Consider the following 1,659-nt stretch of genomic DNA (forward strand, 5'->3'; position numbering starts at 1 on the left):
GTGAAGGAGGTGAGATTGACGCCTCTTTTGATACTGACAAAACCATACCTACTTTAGTTGAGGTGGGAGGTATTGCCAAAGGCACCTCTGTTGCGGACCTCGCAGGAAAGCCTATCACCGATATTATTGAGCTGATGCTTTGGAAACCTTCACCGGCCCCCAACTTCTCACAGCCTAAAATTTTATTGTCTCCAACTTCTCAGACAGTAGAGGAAGGAGAGGAGTTAACCATTGACTTTTCAGCATCATATATCAAAAATGATGCAGGTGATCAGGTAGGAGCTGCGCGATTATTATTCAACGGTTCGTATCAGGATACTTTGCCGAATGATTTTACATTCAATGCTTTTGGACGTAATGAATTTCAAGCTGAAGTGGATCATCAAGCCGGTACAGCTACAAAAACTACTGAAGACGGTGTGGTATGGCCGAACACAATTCAAGCCGATACAATCACTTCATCAAAAGTGGTCTTCCAAGGTCAAAGAGCAATGTTCTACGGAGCTGTTGATACAGACCCAGTAATTTCAGATGATATTCGATCTCTTCTGAAAATCATCACAGGCAAGAGCAATAAAAAACTTAATATTTTAAGCAGTTATGCCGGTAAGTATTTTGTTTTTGCTTACCCAGCTACTTACGGTAAACTATCATTTGTGAAATACATTGAAGGTTTGGGAGCAAATGTTCTTGGAACATTCAATAACATACAGATTGATGTTGCCGATGCAAGTCTGGGTAATGAGATTGAGTATGAAGTGTATGTTACTTCATCTCCATTATTGTATTCAGAAAATGTACAATATGAATTCCAATTTTAGTTAACTAAAAACACCTGATTTTATGTCAAACTCAAAAACTTCAATTCAATTTCCGAAGTCTTTCAATGTCCTTAAAGAAGGACCGATTGATGATCGTTCGTCATTTGAAACACTTGTAAAAAGAGATGCTTTAAAGGCTGGTCAACGATATGAAGGTATGATTACCTATGTATCTGAGACAAAGAAATTCTATTATTTAGATACAGGTCTTACAAATGCAGATTGGAAATTATTTAACCCAGCTGATCAAGCCTCTGAAGGAGTCTGGAAAAAAATACAATTACCTTCAAGGGATAATTTTGTATTGAAGACAACTGAAAACACCTCACCTGAATATGTGGAGGTTGGAGAGCCATATCCTAAAGGTTTATTCAAGGTGAAACTTGAAATCTTAGGAATAGAGTATGAAGGAGCTTGTTATGCTCAATATGACGCGATGTTTATGCATGGCCGTCTTGAATTTGTAGATAATGAGGACCATTACATCAAGCTTATTCCTATTACTCCCCTTTTTCAAGCTGTTGAAGATGCTTATGGTACAGGTAAGGAACCATTCTATAAATTACCTGACGAAATAGGTTTATATGAAAAAGGTAAAGTTGGTTTTGAACTTAATGATGGATCGAGTGTAGATTCTGAAGAAGCTTGGCTTTATTACCCTGCTGAAGTTGGTGAACTTGTAGTGGAAACACAAACAGCACCAGTTTAATGATCTACTATATTAATCTATTATCAAGATCTGATAAAAATGAGTTTATGCTTAGCCAGCCAGCTGAGCATAAACTTTTTCGTATTGAAGCAAATCAAAGTATTTCAGACAGTGGAATAAAGATCAATG

Annotated in this window: 2 protein-coding genes; both read left to right on the top strand. The window is 37.3% G+C overall.

Going from position 1 to position 1,659, the window contains the following annotated elements; genetic code table 11:
- A partial coding sequence (locus AVL50_RS33295; RefSeq protein WP_062615814.1) for a hypothetical protein occupies positions 1-821 on the top strand: 821 nt, incomplete at its 5' end.
- 22 nt (positions 822-843) lie between these two features.
- On the top strand, positions 844-1,530 hold the full coding sequence (locus tag AVL50_RS07200) for a hypothetical protein (RefSeq protein WP_062615815.1): 687 nt from the start codon (positions 844-846) through the stop codon (positions 1,528-1,530).
- Positions 1,531-1,659 lie beyond the last annotated feature (129 nt).

The organism is Flammeovirga sp. SJP92, assembly GCF_001583495.1.
Classification (GTDB): Bacteria; Bacteroidota; Bacteroidia; order Cytophagales; family Flammeovirgaceae; genus Flammeovirga.